Here is a 17,239-nt window from a genome sequence, read left to right on the forward strand (position 1 = left end):
CGATGCTCGGCAGCGACGATCTCCTCGACGCGGCGGCACGGCTTTGCAGCGCCGCCGGGCGGGCTGCGCCCGCCTCGCTCGCGCAACTGGCCGGCGGCAAGAACAACCGCGTCTTCGCGCTTGCGCTGAGCGAAGGCCCTTCCCTCATCCTGAAGAGCTACCACGCCGATGCGCGTGACCCGCGCGACCGGCTCTTCGCCGAGTGGAGCTTCCTGACCTATGTCTGGGAGCGCGGCGTGCGTGTCGTGCCCGAGCCGCTGGCGCAGGAGCGGGCGAGCCATACGGCGCTCTACACGCTGATGCCCGGCCGCAAGCTCGCCGCCAGCGAGATCGACGCCGGCCACATCGCGCAGGCCGCCGGGTTCGTCGCCCAAGCCAATGCCGCGCCGCGCGAGCCCCAAGCCCTGCAGCCCGGCTCGGAGGCCTGCTTCTCGCTGGCCGACCATGTCGCGACCGTCGACCGCCGCGTGGCCCGGCTCTCCACGCTCGACCCCGATGCACCACATCGCGAGCGGGCCGAGACGCTGGTGCGGACCGGTCTCGTCCCGGCCTGGGCGAAGGTGCGCGAGACGATCACGGCGGCTTCCGACACGACCACCCTGCCCCTGGACGCCCAGTGCATCTCGCCGTCTGATTTCGGCTTCCACAACGCGATGGTCGATGATGACGGGCGCGTCTCTTTCATCGATTTCGAATATGCCGGACGCGACGACCCGGCCAAGCTGGTCTGCGATTTCTTCTGCTGCCCGGAAATCCCGGTGCCGCTGGTCCATCGCGCGACCTTCGTGGACAGCCTGGCAAGCGACCTTGGGCTCGATTCAGCCTTCCGCACGCGTTGCGATCTTCTGCTCGACGCCTACCGGATCAAATGGGCCTGCATCATCCTGAACGACTTCCTGCCGATGGACGCCGCCCGCCGCGACTTCGCCCACCCCGGCGCGCGCGATGCGCGCTGCGCCGCCCAACTCGACAAGGCCGTGGCGAAACTCGCCGAGATCGGCCTCCGCTAATCCCGACCCAAGCCAAGGAACGCACCAGATGGCATATCGCGACTTCGTCGGCCTCATCCACAAATCGACGCCGCGCGACTATGTCGCCCGCGTCACCCAGCGCGACAAGGCGGAGGTCGCCGACCTCGCCCTGAAATGGGATTACGACTACTGGGACGGCAGCCGCGAGACCGGCTATGGCGGCTACAAATATGACGGCCGCTGGCGCAAGGTGGCCGACGCGATGGTGCAGACCTATGGATTGAAGCCCGGCATGCGCGTCCTCGACGTCGGCTCTGGCAAGGGCTTCATCCTGCACGACTTCACCGAAGCCTGCCCGGGCATCGAAGTCGCCGGCATCGACATCTCCGCCTACGGCGTCGAACACACGATGGAGAGCGTCAAGCCGTTCTGCCAGGTCGCGAACGCGACCAAGCTGCCCTTCCCGGACGACCATTTCGACCTGGTCATCTCGATCAACACGCTGCATAATCTCTACAATTACGAGCTCTGGGCGGCGTTCGAGGAGATCGAGCGTGTCAGCCGCGGTGGCAAATACATCTGCGTCGAGGGCTATCGCAACGAGCGCGAGAAGGTGAACCTGATGTACTGGCAGATGACCTGCCGCGCCTTCCACACGCCGCAGGAGTGGGATTTCGTGTTCAAGCAGACCGGCTACACCGGCGACCACGAGTTCATCTTCTTCGAATGAGACGGGGCCGCAAGGGCCTGCATCGACAAGCTTGAGACGCGCCGCCATTCGTAGATCGATCAAGGTCTGGTCGGATGGCGGCGTGGTTTTCTTCAAGCCGCTCTGGCCGGGGGGCATGAGGGGGCGGCGAAGGCAAGGCGGCTTTTCACCCGTTCAGACGGTGGGAACCGCTTCAACCTTCCATAGTTCACAGCCATAGGCGAGCTCCAGAAGACGAGCATTGCCCCCCGGAGCGCGCCTTCATGTCCAATGCATTTTAATTCCCTCAACTACGTCTTCATCTTCCTGCCGTTCGTCGTGGCCGGCTGGGCTCTTCTGAGAACAACGGCCTATGGCAACCTGTTCGTTGCCGTGGTCAGCCTGTATTTCTATGCGTCGGCGGAACTCTGGTACCTCCTGCCACTGTTTGCGACCGCGCTGCTCGACTACTGGGTCGGCCAGAAGGTCCATGACACGAAAAGCCGGACCTGGGCCAAGAGGATGGTCATCCTCAGCGTCGTGGCCAACCTCGCACTGCTCGCCGTCTTCAAATACACGACCTGGCTGACCACATCGCTTTCGGGCGTTCTGGCGCCGCTGGGCGTGGCCGTGCCGGTGATCCTGATCGTCCTGCCGCCGGCGATCTCGTTCTACACCTTCCAGTCAATGAGCTACACGATCGACATCTACCGGAAGGAGTTCCATCCCTACCGGAACGTGGTCGACTACATCTCGTTCGTCACGTTCTTCCCGCATCTGGTGGCCGGCCCGATCATGCGGGCGCGCGATCTGCTGCCGCAACTCGCCCGCTCCCGCCCGCTGCCGAGCGCGCAGAATGTCTCTCTCGCCATCTTCATGATCCTGTTCGGCCTGTTCCAGAAGACGGTCTTCGCCGACAATGCCGGCGGGCTGGTCGAAATGGTGATCCAGCTGATGGGGCCGGGAGCCAAGACCCCTCTGCCGCCGGGGCTGGGGCTGATCTTCGCCTACGGCTTCGCGATCCAGATCTATTGCGACTTCGCTGCCTATTCGACCATCGCGCGCGGCTCGGCCAAGCTGCTCAATGTCGAGTTGATGCGCAACTTCCTGACACCCTATTTCGCGACAGGGCCATCAGAGTTCTGGCAGCGCTGGCACATCTCGCTCTCAACCTGGCTGCGCGACTATCTCTACATCCCGCTCGGCGGCAATCGCGGCCCGTCCTGGCTTGTGATGCGCAACCTGATGCTGACGATGCTGCTCGGCGGCCTCTGGCACGGCGCCGGCATCCTGTTCATCCTGTGGGGAGCCTGGCACGGCCTGCTGCTGATCCTCTACCGAGTCGTGCCCATCGACCGCTGGCTGGCCCGCTTCGGCTTCGCCGGAAAGGCTCTGGCCGCCATCATCTTCTTCCATCTGGTCTGCATCGGCTGGATCTTCTTCCGTGCCACGCCGGAGCAGATCGGGCCGATCTGGTCATCGATCATCGCCACCCCGACGATCATTCCAGACATCCTCACCAAATACGCGCAGTACATTCCCGGGCCGAATGCGGGGTTTGGTGCGTGGGCGACGTTCATTCCAGGGCTTCTGGCAGGGCTGACCCAACAGAACTGGTATCTTTATGTCTTTGGATGGGGCCTCGTCCTGTTCGCCGGGCCCGTCTTCGTGCTCGACTATCTCGGCCGGCGACACAATGTCGAGTTCCCCGACCTGTTCCTGCGGATGAACACGGTCACCCGCGCCGTTCTCGCGCTCATCTTCCTTTACGGGATCATCTTCTTTGCCCGGAGGCAGGCCAGTGAATTCATCTATTTCGCATTTTAGCTGGGTCGGCCTGGCCGTCGCGGGCTTCGTCGCGATCGAGGCTGCGATCGGCTTTTTCGCACCCCGTCCCGACGCTCTCCGCACCAACCTGCTCGAACTGTCATTTGCCAAGCCGGAGATGCTGCAACGCGCCTTCGTCCATGAGAAACTCCTGGCCTTCGACGATGCGCATCCCGACATCATTCAGGTCGGCGACAGTTCCGGCATGCACGGTGTGCAATCGCCCATCGTCGAATCGTATCTTGGCGGACGCAGCTACCTCAATCTCAGCGTGGCATCCAATCTCGGCTATTCTGGTTTCTACGCCATGGCGCGCCGGGCCATGGAGCGCAGTGGCACCGTCAAGGTGCTCGTTCTTTATTTCACGCCTGGTGGGGGCGCCTTCCCCAAGACGCTTATCAATGGGCGCGATCTGATGGGCCCCGACCTGCAGCGCGAACTGGTCAGTCCATTTCATCAATTGTTTCACACCCCGTCTCTTGGCTTAAGGCGAGACGTGACCGACCGCCTCTACTACATCAATGGCAAGCTCAATCAGGTCGGCAGGCCTCTGATCGCCAATTCCGGGTATTTCATGCTGCGCGACATCATCGCACCCAGTGGTGGTTGGGCACGCGAAACAGACACCGCAGATGACACGGTCGCGCGGCTCTTCCAGGCAGCCTCACCCGGCCTGTCAGGCTATACCGACGAAGAGATTGTGCGAATTCAACGCGCCAATGGAACATTTGCGAATGTTCCTCGTGCTTTCGACTGGTCCAAGCTTTCATATCGCACCACGCTGGAGATGGTTCTCGACGATTATCTCGCCCTCGCCCGAAAACATGGCGCGCGTCTTGTCGTCGCAACCAATCCTGTCCCGGAATCGTTCCGCAGCGACGCGTTCAAAGTCGGCTTCGACATGGACGGCATCAGCAGAGCGCTGAAAGATTATGGCGCCCAGCATCAGGATGTTTCGATCCTGGATATCTCCTACTGGCCCGACAGCAAGTTTTCCGTCTTCTCGCATATTGCGACCCCCTACTCCGCAGAGAGCTCACATCGTGTGGGGCGGTTTCTCGCGGGGCTCGACAAGGATCTCCCACCTCCCAACGCTCGCCAGACTCCCTATCGCAGCCCCGATCGTGTCGTGCTCGACATGGGGGCTTCGCCGACCCTCTATGGGTTCGATGCAGCGGAGAAAGCCGCCGGGACAACATTCCGTCGGCTCAGGGCCGGCCGCTACGAGGCGCTGGCCTATGCCCGCGTCAATCCCCAAGCCCAGCAGGAGCTTCGTATCAGCGTGCTCAACGCGCCGGACGACGCCGTGCTGCGCGATATCGCAATCGGCATCTATGGGTCGGCAGCAACGCGCCTGCCCGACATCCAGGACGATGGGAAGCTGATCCTGCGGTTTTCGCTCCCATCCGAAGCGACACAGCGCTTCGGCGGCTGGCTTGAACTGACGCTGTCGACACGGGGAGCGACCACGTGGCAGACCAACGCCCTCGACCCCGCTGCAACCGGACCGCAGCTCCAGATCGACCGGATGGAGTTGGTCTCCCCGTAATCACCGCGTGACGGACGGAAAACGGCGAGCGCCGCTATTGGCGGGCATCGTCGTGCGAGCGGCCCCGCCCGGGGGCGAACCGGGCCACCTCGGCCTCGATTTCGCGTCATCCGCCGATCGCAGCCTCATTTCCGGCCTACAGATCACACATGACTTCTCCTGCGGCGCCTCCTATAAGCTCGGCCTCATGATCAATCCCCGTTCGAAGGTCGATGTCCGGCCGTCCATTTCCCCCATTCCCGGCGGGCCGCTCGCCGTCGTGACTGAGGACGTGTCCGAAGCGTTGCGGCTGGCGCCCGTCTGGCTGCACGCAGGCTGGATCGACGTGATCTGGCGCTTCCGGCGCACACGTCTGGGGCCGTTCTGGCACACGCTCGGGATCGCCGCCTTCATCATCACGATGGGCGTGATCTGGAGCACGATCCTGCATCAGGATCCCGGCCAGTATTTCCGCTTCGTCGGCACGGGCATCATCGTCTGGGGGCTGATCGCCTCCTTCATCACCGACGGAACGTCGATCATCATCGCGGGCCAGTCGACCGCGCTGTCGATGCGGTTTCCCTATGTGGCCTTCGCATTCGCCCATGTCTGGAAGTCACTGCTGCTCTTCGGGCACCATTTCGTTCTCTACATCCTGATCATGGTCGGCACGCTGCATTCGCCGGGCTGGACGGTGCTGCTCGCCATCCCCGGTCTGATCCTGGCCATCGCCAACGGCGTCTGGATGAGCCTGCTTTCGGGCATGCTGTGCCTGCGTCGGCGCGACCTCGGCCCCGCCATCGCCAGCGGCATGCAGATCATGATGTTCGTGACGCCGGTGTTCTGGCCCAAGGACATGCTGGGTCCAAACCTCGGCATCGCCGCCGATCTCAACCCATTCTACCACATGGTGCGGATCGTGCGCGATCCGCTGCTCGGGATCGTGCCCGATCCCGTGAGCTGGTTCTGGGTGCTGGGCACGCTTGTCGTCGGCTTGCTCGTGACGTTCTGGTCCTATGGTCTCTACCGCGACCGTATGGCCTACTGGTATTGAAGGACGCCTGCCGATGGCCCGCCTGACACTCGAAAACGCCTGGGTCGAGCTGCCGATCTCGTTGTCCCGCTCTCACAAGGGCGGCGTTTCCCGGACCGGTGGCGAAATCGACGTCTCGCGTGGCGTCGTGACGGCGCTGCGCGACATCTCCTTTGAACTGCGCGATGGCGACCGGCTGGGCCTCATGGGGCACAACGGCGCAGGCAAGACCACGATGCTGCGGCTGCTGGCCGGCGCTTACCCGCCCACGCGCGGACGGATCACCACCATCGGCAGCATTTCGACCCTGTTCAACGCGACGCCCGGCATCAATGCCGAGGGCACCGGGCGCGAGAACATCATCACCTGCGGCCTGCATCTGGGCCTTTCGCGCCGGCAGATCGCCGCGAAGATGGACGAGATCATCGATTTCGCCGAACTCGGCGACTTCATCGACCTGCCGGTGCGGATCTATTCGGCCGGCATGATGACGCGGCTCGGCTTTTCCATCGTCACGGCGGTCGAGCCTGAGATCCTGCTGCTCGACGAGGGCCTGGCGACGGGAGACGCGCATTTCGCACGCAAGGCGTCCGAGAAGATGAACCAGTTGATCGCCAGTTCGTCGATCCTGGTGCTCGCCTCGCATTCCGAAACGCTGCTCGCCGATACCTGCACGCGCTGCATCATGCTGGAGCATGGCCGCATCATCGCCGACGGCGGCGCCAAGGACACCGTCGAGACGTACCGCCGCGCCGTTGTCGAGGCGGCGGATGCGGATGATGCGCAGGCTCTCGAGCGAGCCTACGATCTGGCAAGCGACATGGCGAGGCGGGGGGAGCATCCGCCTGCCGATCTCGAGATCCAGGGACTCCGATATGCCCTTCGCCTGGTCCCAGGCGACCAGGCCATGACCATGCGCCTCCTGAGCCTCATGCATGCGCAGGGACGGTCCTTGCGTCCGTTGGACGAGGCGGAGCTACTCATTCCCGCGATCCGGAAGAACCCCGATCGTGAGGATCTCCTCGATCGCCTGAAGGGGCTTCTGGACAGTGGCGCGCTGGAAGGCCATGAGCCGGCCCGAAGGGACGCCGCAGCGATCCTGAATCGCCGCGTGCAGCAGGTGGAGACCTATGCTGAACCGGCCGGGATCGTGGCGGCCGCCCAGTCGGGTGACGTAGAGGGCATGTATCGGGCCTTCGCATTGTCGCAGGAGCTGGCCTCCAAAGGCGAGGCCGTTCCAGCCGAGATCGAGGAGCTCGGCCTGCGATACGCCCTCATGATCGATCCCACCAATGTCGGGATGCTTCAGCGTTCTTTCGACCTGCGTGCAGCGCTCGGCTTGGAGGCGGACCTCAATGCCGAGGTCCGGCTGATCACCGGCACGCTTGCTCTCCATCCGGGGCGCACGGACCTGATCGATCGGCTCCGCCAGATCCTGACTTTGGGCGATGCACCGCTGCATCCGGAGACACGGGCGAGCGCCGTGGCCGTGCTGACGGCGCTTCCGCAGCACGACGATCGCACGAAGGTTTTGTCGCCGGCATAGGGCGTCGCTCGTTCGGCCAAGACTGGCCGATCATCGGGCGCCAGTCGACAACGGCGCCGTCAGAACCACGGCAGGTTGATGATCAGCCGCCCGTGGTCGCTGCGGATCCAGCGAGACAAGCCGCGCCCACGGCTTCCCAAGAAAATGGTGCCGACGCTGGTGCTCATTTCGACCGTGCCACTGAAGGGCTTGCGCGTCTGCTTGCGGAAGATGACACCGATCGACACCGTTGGAATCGTCATGGCATCGAGCTTGGTGTCCATCTCGACGGAGCCGACCGCCTCGACCCGCTTCTTCAGGGCCGGGAAGATCGACTGGTATTGCCTGATCGAGTCATAAAGCTTTTCATTTTCAACCGAGCCATCATACCAAAGATCCTCGATTGCGTAATGATTGTAACCGGCAAGATCGCAGAAGAATCGGCTTGTATAGCAAAAGTAGCAATGATCCGTATAGCCGACGCTGGGCACCTGGTGCAGCATGATTCCGCCGACTTTGGCAGCATCATGGACAGCCTTGAACGTATTGTACTGGTTGAGGATATGCTCGCTGGTGCCACAGTTCATGACCGTATCGTAATACGACCGCATACGACGCGGCAGGGAGCGCGAGTTCAGATCGACGATCGTCGTCTTGTAGCCGTCTGCAATGTCGATCGCATCGTAGATCATGCCGGCGGCTTCGAGCAATTCGCCAACGAACGCCTCATTCCTCGCCTGACCATCCTCTGCCGTGCCCGACCGAAATGCCAGCGAGTCCGCCCAGCTTTCAAGGTCAGAACGGGGCTTGGGGTTATACTTGCGCACAAAATCGGCAATTTCCGACGCCGGCGCGCCGTATAGGTTCGAACTGCCGAAATCAAGGATCTTTCGACCGTACCCGAAAAGACCCTGGGCATCGAACGTATGCAGCGTCGACATCCGAATGCCCATTGAAACTCTCCAGTTTATCGATTTTGCACAGACACACGCGCCAGGCAGGTGCCATGCGTGGGCTTCTGGCTATTCAAAGCAGGCGGGACGATTTGGATTCGAAGCCAAGTCGACGCATCAACAAGAGATCCACCAAGAGCCGCAGCGCGTTTCAGCAATGCGCCGCTGCTCCCCTTCCTTCCCTATCATAGGCATCAGCCGAAGATAGACCGCGAACTTGCCCGGAAGATCGAGCGGAACTCGCCGCCGGCTTGCGTGAAGGCCTCGTTGCGGGCGATCACCGCGTTCTCGTTGTTGATCGACAGCGCCAGCAGGCAGACGGCCACGTTACGCTCGACCAGGGCAGCCGAAGGCAGGATCGGCAGGCGGGCGCCGGGCAGGAACTTGGCGATCTTCTGAGGCGTATCGTCGGCGACGAAGTCGATGAGATCGGCGACATCCATGAAATTGGCGAAGGCACAGGCGAGATGGCCGGCGCCGAAGAGCGCGATCGGCCCCTTCTCCGCCCGCACACGCTCGAGCTTGGCGCGCAGCTCGCGCTTGGCCGGCTCATAGGCGTCGGCATAAGCGGTGAGCAGGCCGATCTCGGCCTTCATCTGCGGCGAAATCCGGACGTCGCCCGGCGCGCCGGTCTTGCGGGAAAGCTGGACGAGCGAGTTCTCGAAGGGACGCGGATAGACGTCGGTGCGGATCGGCTCGAAGCCGCCGATCGAGCTGAGCGCGGCGAAGGTCGCGGGCGTGAGATAGAGCGAATGCTCCTCCCAGATCATGCAGTAGTCCTTCAGCCGCAGATTGTCGGTGCAGTCGGGCACTTCGAGCATCAGCACCCCGCCGGGCTTAACCAGCGCGGCCAGGCCCTGGATGAACTCGATCAGGTTCTCAGCATGCTCGGTGATGTGACGAACGATCAGGACGTCGGCGGGGCCGCGACGGGCCGCGATCTGCGCCATGCGCGCCGGGTTGGTGAGCTTCTGCACCGTCTCGATATTGGCGGCGGGATTGGCGACGCCGAGATCCTCATCGAGCTTCACCCGCCAGGTGTTGGTGAAGCCCTTGCGCCGGAAACGCTCGACGGTGGTGTCGTCCTTGTAGGTCAGGGCGCCGATGACGCTGTCCGGGCCAATCCCCGGCAGCGCCGCGATCTGATCGACGACCTCGTCGAGATGCTCCTCCGGCTCGCGGGCGAAAAGCCAGTCATAGGGCGGGATGAGCGCGTCATGCGGCACGATCTGCGTGCTCTGGATCGTGCCGCAGCTCTCGCACTGGCCGACTGCGAGGCGGAAATCCCGCTCCGGCGCGTCCTGGCTCTGCAGGTAGAACGTCGCGACGGGATGGCGCCCGACATCGAGACGCTCGACCACGGATGCTGAGCCACAAACCAGACAGGCCATCACGGATTCCAGACGTTACAAACGAGATAGATCGGGGGCTTACACGGACTCACGCCGCGTGGGAAGCCAAGGCAGGCTTGCTCAACTGGCCGCCCCGGCGAGGGCTGCCAGGAAGGCGTGTCCGGCTTCAGGTTGCGTTTCCGGCGGCGACCACGTCCCGGTCTGCGTCGTCGAACGATCGAACGGGCCGATCGTGGTTTCGACGAAGACGAGCCATTCCGAGCGGAACCGCAGGCTGTGATATTGCCGCTCCGGCATCCGATAGAAGAACGCGCCGCCTTCGGCTGCCGGCGACATCGCGACCGTCCCGGTCAGCGCGCCATCGGGCGAGAACAACAGTGCGTCCGCCACGCCTTCGATGATCGAGAGCGTCTCGACCTTGCCGACATGGCAGTGCGGCTGGACATAGGAATCCCGGTGCATGACGATCAGCATCTCCTGCTGGGCGTCGCTGCTGTCGGCATGGAAGCAGAGCCGGCAGCGCCGGCGCGGCGCCACGCGGGCGCGGGCCTTCAGGAGATCGACGAGCTGGCCGTCGACCGCGAGAAAGCCGCCGTCCGAATACAGAACCTCCGGCGAGATCATGCGCAGGCGCGCGGGCAGCTCATCCATGGCTTGGTCCCTGGCCCCAGGATCCTTGGCCCGAGGCATCTGCGAGCCGGTTGCGGCCTGCCGCCATCGCGCCAGGCCGGCCGTGGCAGCGCGATGCTGCGAGGCCGATCACGCTCAATCGCGCTTGCCGGCGCCGATCGCGAAGACGTAGTTCGCCATTTTGTGGAAGCCGGTGTGGACGACCTCGTCGTTCATGCTGAAGACGAAGACGTTGTGGAAATACTCCTGCATCAGCTTCTTCAGCTCAGGCGCGGACTTGCAGTTGACGTGGCCTGCCTTGGATTGCGGCGAAGCGTAGGGCTGGCTCTCCAGCGAGGGCAGGCCGATGATGCCGGCGCCGTCCTTGCCGAGCGGAGCGAAGGAGTTCTTCAGGAACAGCTTCTCCTGCGCCGGATCGATATGCTCCAGCACGTCGAGCGCATAGACGCCGTCGAACTCGCCCGGGACCGGGCCGTCGAGCATGTCATGGACCTTGGCGTCGAACTTCCAGCGATCGACCATGCGGGCGTTGACGTCGTCGATGAAGACCGGATCGAAATCGATGCCGGTCAGCTTGCCGACCTCGGCCTGGACGATACGGGTGCCGAAGGCATCGCCGCAACCGACCTCGAGCACATGCTCGCGGCCCGAGAACATCTTGGCGACGAACTTGTAGCGCGCCAGCCGGAAGACGAGGTGCTTGGGATCCTCATGCCAGCTCTCGCTGCTGCGCAGGCCGAAGGTCTCGACGCCGCGCTTGGTCGCGGCCTCGACGATGACCTGATACTGCGGTTCCTTGGTCTTCTGCGTATCCATGATGTGGTACCCCTTTCGCCCCGCGTCGGGGCGCGATTGTCGTCAGACCTTGACGTCGCCGTCCTTGCCGACAACGCGCGTTTCCGGGCAGAGGACCACGAAATGGCCACCCCGCTTCAGGTATTCCTGATTGGTATCGATGATCTTCTGCGAATGCACCCAGGCCAGGATCACGGTGTAGTCGGGCTGCCGGGCCAGGAGCTCGGCGGTCGGCACGATATGCACGCCGTCGCCGGTCTCGTACTTCCCCACCTTCTGCGGATGATCGTCGACGATGTAGTCGAGTGCGCCGGCGAGCCCGAGCTGCGTGATCAGGGTCGGGCCGCTGCGGGCCGCGCCATAGCCTGCGATCGTCTTGCCCTGCGCCTTGAAGTCCTTGATCAGCGCGGCCGTCCTGGTGCGGAGCGTCGCAATGGTGCGGCCGAATTCGCGCAGCGTGTCGAGCTTGGTCAGGTTGCGCTGCGCCTCGAGCGCGAGAACCTCGGTGACGGAGGCCTCGACCGGCCGGCCGGCGCCCTTCAGCTGCACCGTGCCGATCAGCGAGCCATGCTGGATGCGGGCGCGCTGGACCGCGATCAGTTCGAGCCCATGCGCATCGAGGAAGCGCACCAGCGGCGTCACCGAATGATGGCTCATATGCTCGTGGAAGATGGTGGCGATCAAAACCCCATCGATGATGTCGAGCAGGTACTGCGCCTCGAAGAAGAACAATCCGTCGGGCGCCAGCATCATGCGCACGCAATCAGCCATCTCGCCGAGATCGTCGGCATGGGCGAAGACGTTGAAGGCGCAGATGACCTGCGCCGGCCCGCGCTCGGCGCGGATCTTTTCGGCGAGATCGCGCGTCATCAGCGAGCAGATCGTCTCGACGCCGGCGTCGTTGGCGCGCTGGGCGGCCTCCTCGGCCGGGTCGATGCCGAGCACGTTCATGCCGGCCTTCTGGAACGGCTTCAGGAGCGAGCCGTCATTGCTGCCGATGTCGATGACCAGCGCGCCCTTCTCGGGCGATGTCTTGGTCAGGATGCGGTCGGCGACCTGCTGGAAATGCTCCGGCATGCCCTTCGCCTCACCCGAATAATAGGTGTAGGAGGCCCAGAGATCCTTGGAATTGATGACGTCGAGCTGCTGCACATGGCCGCAATCGGCACACATGTAGACGTCGACCGGGTAGCGCTTGCGCGCCTTCGCCGAGGCGGAGTCGGAGGTGTAGTTCTCCGACAGCGGGATCGGATCGAGATCGACGACGCGCTCGAGATTCTTGGAGTCGCAGAGGCGGCAGGAGCCGCGATGGATGAAGTCGCTCATGGACGAAAATCTCCGGTCAGCTGCGCAGATCCACGACCAGATCGTCGATGAGGCGATCCAGCGGCTGCGGCTCGACGCCGCTCAGTTGCGTGGTCCTGGTCATGCCCAGCCCGCTGTAGCGCGGCTTGAAGGCGATGTGGATACCCTTGGCGACCGATGTGGTCGGCTTGATCAAGGCCTTGTCGACGCCCAGGCGTGAGGCCAGGGCATGGGCGAAGGCGACATAGCTGACATTCTCGGCGCCAGAGAGATGCAAATTGCCCGAGAGCCGCTTCTCGCCCAGCGTCGCCAGCGCCTCGCCGACGAAATTCACAGAAATCGGCGCGAAGACGAGATCCTCGAAAGGTTCCACCGCCTCTCCACGCTTCCAGGCCGCGACCCAGCCCGGTACCGGCGAGACCGTCGCATTCATGATCTTGGTCAGGCGGGTGATGTTGAGCCGGTCGCGCGCGCCCAGCCTGTCGGCGGCCGCCAGAACCACGGCCTCGCCATCGGATTTCTGCTGCGCATAGGCGATGCCCGGCGCGTGGGGATCATCCTCATGCGGCCAGGGCCGCTCGCCGCCGAAGACGGAATTCGTCGAGATGAAGGTGACGTGGAGCCCCTGCTCCAGCAGCGACGCGACCGTTCGCGGGATCAGATCGACATTGATGACACGCGCCATCGGGTCGGTCTCGCAGCGGTCGTAATTGGTCGCGGCGGCGATCAGATAGGCGTATTTCACCTCGGGAGGAGCGCGGAAAGCCTCGGGCGTCTCGAAATCGAGAAAAACGCGATCCGCATCGACCGTTTCGCGGCGACGCGTGCTGGCGAGCGCCCTGTGTCCACGACGACGCAAAGCCTCGACGACACTGCCGCCGACGAAGCTGTCGCCACCGACGACCAAATACGCCGAACTCTCTGTCATTCTGATCTCAACCTGATCGGACCAATGCCCATGTGTGGGCCGATGCGAAACCACGCCGGTTCTTGTTTTGTCAACATTGAACTCCATGCGGGGGCGCATTGTGGCGGTGCGACGGCGAGAGATCGCGCGCGCCGCAGCGCTCCAAGACCTGCACGTTCAGTCATCAGCGCGAGGTTTGGCCGCCGGTGGGCATGTCACCGTTCTCACGCAGCGCGATCAGCGCGCTGCTGCAGAATTCGGGGCAGGTGTCGCCGATCTCGCGATGCCGGAAGTTGTTGATGGCGGTCATCGACGCGACGACAGGCCAAAGGCCGACGGCAAGGCCGAGCAGCGGCAAACGCCAGATCGACGACGGGGTGAGATGGCGAAACAGCCGTCGCTCCATCAGCCGCAGATTGCGCTTGGCGGCGCCACCGACAAAACGTGCCGAAACGTCATAGCCGATCCAGCTCGGCGGCAGCACTTCTTCCGAGTACTGGGCCAGTTCGATCGAAAAATTGCTCGGATCGACCTCGCCATTCACATGCTCGATGTAAACGGCGATATTTCCACTGTGCGCCAGATATTCCCTGAGGACCTCCAGAGCCGCTGCTGTACCACGGACATCCGAGCGAGTCGTGTGGAGAAGAATGTTATCGTAGCTGCCTGACACTTGTGCCCGCCCCTCGGCATCGAGCTCCCGATAAGCATCCAGGAACTGCTGGACACCATACACCACGTCGAACCGCCCTTCGCGAGCCAAGGACATGCCGAGCCAGCTGTCGGCCCCCGCGACCAGCAGGTTGCGCGCCTGCCGGTGATCGCCGATCTGGCGCAGCCAGGTCAGGACCAGCCGACAGTCCAGCCAGGAATGGTGCCACCGGGCGACGTGGGGCTTCGAGCCGGCCAGAACCCTGACCTTCGCGATCAGCCCGACATAATTGCGCATCGCCCAGCTCTTGAAGCGCGTGCGAAGGCGAACGGGCGGACGTACGACCGGCAGGACGCCGGGGCGATCGTCGATCTCGATCGCCTGGTTCAGCTCGCCCGGGTCAGGCGTATGGAAGGGATTCGTCATTTCCCTCAGCGAATGCCAGGCCTGAAGGCCCATGACCCAGTAGAAGTGATCGACATGGGTGACCGGAGGCGTCATGCGCTTGTGAACCTCCGCGGCGAAGGCGCCCATCTTCTCGCGGGCGGCGGGGAGATTCGCCGGCAAGTCGCCGGTACGGAAGAGGATATCGACCTCGGCGAAGCGGCGGTGCTCGCGCGTGGTCCAGACCGAAAGCTCGGAGGCGATCTTCTCCGGCGTCGAACGGCCGCAATGGACGAACTGCTTCTCCTGCCAGGAGGGCTGGAGTTCGAGCATGTAGAACTTGTCCGAGTCATCCATGACGGTGAACTCGCCCGACGGCACGAGCTCCGGGACGAAGCCATAGTCGCAATAGGAGTTCACGGCGGGCATCGGCACTTCGGGCTTGATCGCCAGCATGAAAATCAGGTGGTAGCGCGCGAGCAGCGTGTTCCTGTCGACCTGCCAGTAGATCTGGTTATGAGTCGAGCAGGTGACGAAGTTCTGCGTCGCGGTCTTGGCGATGACCGTCGGATGCAGATTGTCGAAGGTCATCCTGACCATGTCGCGCGGGGCCATGACCAGCGTGTCGGTCTGCGGGTCGACGGCGTCGGTCAGGAGGGGAAGGGTGACTTCCGCCCTGGCACGCAGCGACGGCGCCATCACGCAACGGTGGCCCTCGCGCAGCTTGTCGACGAGCCCTTGGAGCGAGCCGTCCGCCAGCACGAAATCCGAATTCATAAAGACGAAGGTCGTCTCGGTCTGCGCCTCGCCGCTCTCCTGGATGCCGCGCGCATAGGCCAGCGTCAGCGTGACGCCGTAGACGCCCGAGGTGATGAGATCGTCGATCATCATGTATCGAACGGTGCAAAGCTGCGCGAGCTTGGCGAAGATCGGCATCTCGTCGAACTTGGCGCGACTGTCGCTGGTCGTGAGGATCAGGACTTCAAGTTCGGTCTGTGCCGCCATAGAGGGCAGGTTGCCCGGGGCAAGATAGGAGGGCAGCGAGACCCGCGCGAACTCTTCGATATAGCGCGCGCCCCAGATGGCCGTGAGGAACTTGATCTTGATCTTGTCAGTCATATCACAGCCTGCATGCGACACCCTGCGACGGCGATACGATCAACGTCCGTGCAGGTATCAATTTCGGTCCCCGCTAACGCAACGGCGTCCGAAGATGAGATTTGCACCGTCGGTTTGATTTTCCAACGACAATACACCAGCATCGTGCGAATGATCTTTGGACCAGCAGCCCGCGCTGGAGATCCACCGACAATCCACGCCGAAACCCGAGCTTGGGATTTCACGGACGGCCCGCCAGCCCCTAGCTTACGAGGAGATCGGTTGCAAGTCGCAGACCACCTCGGCCCGCCATACGCCTTGGCAGGGTCGCGATTGGCGGCTATGTCCTCGCCTCCGCCTTCCAAGGGCCGTCCCGGGCCTCAAACCTGGGCTTTCACAGGACCATGCTCGGCGATGCCTGCCGTGAGCAGGCCCTTCCCACCAGGCCGGGCGGCCGAGGCCAGACGTGACGACACCCGATTTTCACAGCCAGGCGGATAACCCGCGCACGGAGATTCGGCCAATCGCGGAGCCGCAACGCCCGCTTCGCCTGAGCGCCATCGTTCCGAACTACAATCATGGTGCCGTCATCGGAGAGGCGATACGCGCACTTGCCGCGCAGATGCCGCCGCCCGACGAAATCGTGGTCGTCGACGACGCCTCGCGCGACGACAGCCTGAGAGTACTGGCCGACCTCGCCGCCGATTATCCGACCCTGCGGATCATCGCGCTGGAGACCAATGGCGGGGCGATCGCGGCGCTCAATCGCGGCCTGCATGAGGCGCGCGGCGACTACGTCTACTTCGGAGCGGCCGACGACGTAACGCGACCCGGCCTGTTTTCCGCGATGCTGGACATCCTGGCCTCCCATCCACAGGCGGCCTTCGCATGCTGCGAGGGCGCGGTGCAGGACCTCGACACCGGGACGGTCGGCTATCGACCACCTGTGCGGCCCGCCTATTCGGCGCGCCTGCTCGGTCCCGCGGAGGTCGCCGAGAGCTTCCGCCGGATCGACAACTGGATCCTGACGGGAACGGCCGTCGTGCGCCGCGATCTGATGACCGCCAATGGCGGGTTCGACGCCACCTTCGGCGCCTTCGCCGATGCCTATGCGATGCGCCGCCTCGCTCTGCTGCATGGCTGCTGTTTCGTGCCGCATCTCGGCATGATCTGGCGGATCAGTTCGCAGGGCCTGTCGCGCCAGCAGGCGGGCGACCCCGCAGCGAGCCTCGCCATGCTGGCGACGGCGCTGGAGCATATGAGCGCCGATCCGGCCTTCCCGGCATGGTATCCGGCGGTGTTCGCGCGTCGGTGGCGCTTCGGCGTCGGGCGGATCGCCGCGGGATCTGAACCGATGAACGCCGCGATCCTGACGCAGGTGAGCGCGCGAGGCCCGGTCGGCCGTGCCGTCCTGAGTGGCGCGGCCCGGCTCGGCGGCCGCATCGGCCGCTTGATCGCGCTGGCCTGGTTGACGCTGCGCGAGCGGCCGACCTCCTTCATCGGCCTCGCCGCCACCAAATTCACGCGCCTGGCCTTCCCGTCATGGCGAGGCGCAGGGCTGGACGACGGCCCCGCCTGAGCTTCGGGCCGA

14 protein-coding genes are annotated in these 17,239 nt (G+C 63.8%); 7 read left to right on the forward strand and 7 right to left on the reverse strand.

Going from position 1 to position 17,239, the window contains the following annotated elements; all coding sequences use genetic code 11:
- The first annotated feature begins 2 nt into the window (after window positions 1-2).
- The 6 genes from AE618_RS17085 to AE618_RS27435 all read left to right on the forward strand — a co-directional run bounded on the left by AE618_RS17085 (window position 3) and on the right by AE618_RS27435 (window position 7,593).
- A complete protein-coding gene (locus AE618_RS17085; protein ID WP_054210268.1) occupies window positions 3-1,010 on the forward strand; it encodes a phosphotransferase in 1,008 nt (335 codons plus the stop codon).
- Window positions 1,011-1,038: 28 nt separating this feature from the next.
- Window positions 1,039-1,701, forward strand: coding sequence for a class I SAM-dependent methyltransferase (locus AE618_RS17090; RefSeq protein ID WP_054210269.1), 663 nt, complete (start codon window positions 1,039-1,041; stop codon window positions 1,699-1,701).
- A 249-nt stretch (window positions 1,702-1,950) separates the two neighbouring features.
- Window positions 1,951-3,486, forward strand: coding sequence for an MBOAT family O-acyltransferase (locus AE618_RS17095; protein WP_054210270.1), 1,536 nt, complete (start codon window positions 1,951-1,953; stop codon window positions 3,484-3,486).
- Window positions 3,461-5,035: a hypothetical protein gene (locus AE618_RS17100; RefSeq protein ID WP_054210271.1), complete on the forward strand. Its 1,575-nt coding sequence runs from the start codon at window positions 3,461-3,463 to the stop codon at window positions 5,033-5,035. The genes AE618_RS17095 and AE618_RS17100 overlap by 26 nt, the downstream gene beginning before the upstream one ends.
- Window positions 5,036-5,222: 187 nt before the next feature.
- The gene (locus tag AE618_RS17105) at window positions 5,223-6,068 is read left to right on the forward strand and encodes an ABC transporter permease (RefSeq protein ID WP_156330322.1); all 846 of its coding nucleotides are present in this window, start codon (window positions 5,223-5,225) and stop codon (window positions 6,066-6,068) included.
- A 13-nt stretch (window positions 6,069-6,081) separates the two neighbouring features.
- Window positions 6,082-7,593: an ABC transporter ATP-binding protein gene (locus AE618_RS27435; RefSeq protein ID WP_082365350.1), complete on the forward strand. Its 1,512-nt coding sequence runs from the start codon at window positions 6,082-6,084 to the stop codon at window positions 7,591-7,593.
- 59 nt (window positions 7,594-7,652) lie between these two features.
- Here AE618_RS27435 and AE618_RS17115 read toward each other — a convergent pair whose 3' ends face one another.
- From AE618_RS17115 to AE618_RS17145, 7 genes are all read right to left on the reverse strand, one after another.
- The gene (locus tag AE618_RS17115) at window positions 7,653-8,525 is read right to left on the reverse strand and encodes a hypothetical protein (protein WP_054210273.1); all 873 of its coding nucleotides are present in this window, start codon (window positions 8,523-8,525) and stop codon (window positions 7,653-7,655) included.
- Between the two features lie 194 nt (window positions 8,526-8,719).
- Window positions 8,720-9,916, reverse strand: coding sequence for a methyltransferase domain-containing protein (locus AE618_RS17120; protein ID WP_082365351.1), 1,197 nt, complete (start codon window positions 9,914-9,916; stop codon window positions 8,720-8,722).
- 81 nt (window positions 9,917-9,997) lie between these two features.
- Window positions 9,998-10,528 carry a WbuC family cupin fold metalloprotein gene (locus AE618_RS17125; protein WP_054210275.1) on the reverse strand — a complete coding sequence of 177 codons (531 nt, stop codon included), beginning with the start codon at window positions 10,526-10,528 and terminating at the stop codon, window positions 9,998-10,000.
- 114 nt (window positions 10,529-10,642) lie between these two features.
- Entirely contained in the window at window positions 10,643-11,323 is a 681-nt protein-coding gene (locus AE618_RS17130; protein ID WP_054210276.1) for a class I SAM-dependent methyltransferase, read from the reverse strand.
- A 42-nt stretch (window positions 11,324-11,365) separates the two neighbouring features.
- Complete coding sequence (locus tag AE618_RS17135) at window positions 11,366-12,628, reverse strand: class I SAM-dependent methyltransferase (protein ID WP_054210277.1); 1,263 nt, start codon at window positions 12,626-12,628, stop codon at window positions 11,366-11,368.
- A 16-nt stretch (window positions 12,629-12,644) separates the two neighbouring features.
- Window positions 12,645-13,535 carry a sugar nucleotide-binding protein gene (locus tag AE618_RS17140; protein WP_054210278.1) on the reverse strand — a complete coding sequence of 297 codons (891 nt, stop codon included), beginning with the start codon at window positions 13,533-13,535 and terminating at the stop codon, window positions 12,645-12,647.
- A 163-nt stretch (window positions 13,536-13,698) separates the two neighbouring features.
- Complete coding sequence (locus AE618_RS17145) at window positions 13,699-15,669, reverse strand: hypothetical protein (protein ID WP_054210279.1); 1,971 nt, start codon at window positions 15,667-15,669, stop codon at window positions 13,699-13,701.
- Between the two features lie 445 nt (window positions 15,670-16,114).
- Here AE618_RS17145 and AE618_RS17150 point away from each other — a divergent pair, with 445 nt between their 5' ends.
- A complete protein-coding gene (locus tag AE618_RS17150) occupies window positions 16,115-17,227 on the forward strand; it encodes a glycosyltransferase family 2 protein (protein ID WP_054210280.1) in 1,113 nt (370 codons plus the stop codon).
- The last annotated feature ends 12 nt before the right edge of the window (window positions 17,228-17,239 follow it).

This window comes from Allobosea vaviloviae, from assembly GCF_001298265.1.
Classification (GTDB): domain Bacteria; phylum Pseudomonadota; class Alphaproteobacteria; order Rhizobiales; family Beijerinckiaceae; genus Allobosea; species Allobosea vaviloviae_B.